The organism is Diplocloster hominis, from assembly GCF_032380655.1.
Taxonomy (GTDB): Bacteria; Bacillota; Clostridia; order Lachnospirales; family Lachnospiraceae; genus Diplocloster; species Diplocloster hominis.
On record NZ_JAWDIY010000083.1, the window covers coordinates 1 to 1,472 of the forward strand.

Genomic DNA, 1,472 nt, shown 5'->3' on the forward strand with positions numbered 1-1,472 from the left:
AAGTACTCTATTATGCATCACAATAAGACAGATTGCTATCTGTCTCAAAAAGGTGTATATATTAGATGATGTTTATACAGCTCTGTATAGAAAACTAACGGAAGTCTTATGGCTGACATTATGTGGAAAGTGCCTTCCGGGTCGGATCGGATAAAGGTATTGAGCTATCAGAGCTTCAACATCAGGCGGGGCGGTATCGAGTTCACTTTTTAGGAAATTTCTGCAAATATAGACTGCAGTCGTATAGTTAAGCTGATATAGGTACTTTGTTTCTTTTTGTTTTATGACCACATGGGTAGTGATCAGTTCACAAAAGTTATAGAGAATCAGCCGTGCATAGATTTCCTGCTTGATATACTCCGCCTTTTTTGCATGGTAGTTGGAAAGTCCAATGGTATATTTTAATTCCCGAAAAGAGGTTTCAATGCCCCAACGCATCGCGTAAATCTTCTTCAATTCGCTGGCAGGGAAATCCTCCTTAGGAAGATTGGTAATGACACATTCATATGTGTCTTCTGAGATTGGAAATCTTACTACCCGAAAAGAGAGCGGATAAAAAGGATGCTCCTTAAGATCCAGATAATCAAAAGGTGCGCTTTGAGAAAGATACTTATAGATATGAGAATTGTTTTTAATGTCTTTAGAAGCTTTACGAGTCAAAAGAAGCGAGACAGGGATATCAAATTCATTGGAATCGGGGAGTTGTTTTAGGCTGGAAGTAATACTCCGGTTGCTTTGATCCCGAACCCGGATGAGGTAGTAAGAGTCATTTTGTTGGATATGGGCAAAAACGTTATAGCATTCATAGCCTCTGTCGGCAATAAAGATAGTCTTGCCAGAAGAAGGAAAGCGATCAACCATCTCCGTCAGAGCACGACATTCGCTGTTGTTTTTACCGGATTGAATGATGGCATCGACATATCTGCGGTTACATAAGTCATATAAAGCGTCTAAATGTAATAAATTAAATCCTTTCTTAGCAGAAGGGTGTTTAAAGTAATTATTGGAATCGAAAGGATTATGAGGGATACTAAGATCGGAGCCATCACAAGCAAGCAGCTGATAGCCGCGATAGGAATTGGTAGAAGAAACCATCTGATTAAATTTGAGGAAAAGGAAGGCGAAGGCATCAGGTAAAATTTTGCTGCGTTGCTGGTTGAAAGCAGAAGCCTTTGGACAAACGGGAGAAAAATGAAAGAAGGAAAGTAACTCATTATTCACACTAGCGGCTTGGAAAGACAAAAGTAAACGGATCATAGACTCAAAGGGAAGTTTACGGACTCTGGAAAAGTCTTTGAGAGGGTTACGGACAAAAGGGGAAGGGTCATCAGCCATAGCATGGATCAAATGGAGAAGACGGATTTTGAGAAGAAGTGGATAATTCATAAGCATAGCCTCCTAAAAATATATTTTTCTAAGAGGCTTCGCCGCACATTTTTGGATATATGTCAAGTGTTTTTGCAAAAAAGCAG

1 protein-coding gene is annotated in these 1,472 nt (G+C 39.6%); it reads right to left on the bottom strand.

Features of this window, described 5'->3' with window-relative positions:
• Positions 1-72 precede the first annotated feature (72 nt).
• The gene (locus ABC831_RS26320) at positions 73-1,386 is read right to left on the bottom strand and encodes an IS4 family transposase (protein WP_343251045.1); all 1,314 of its coding nucleotides are present in this window, start codon (positions 1,384-1,386) and stop codon (positions 73-75) included.
• Positions 1,387-1,472: the final 86 nt, after the last annotated feature.

What these genes read in the sequence shown, in the direction of transcription:
- ABC831_RS26320 (WP_343251045.1), bottom strand. Translation starts at nt 1,386, where the DNA reads ATGAATTATCCACTTCTTCTCAAAATCCGTCTTCTCCATTTGATCCAT.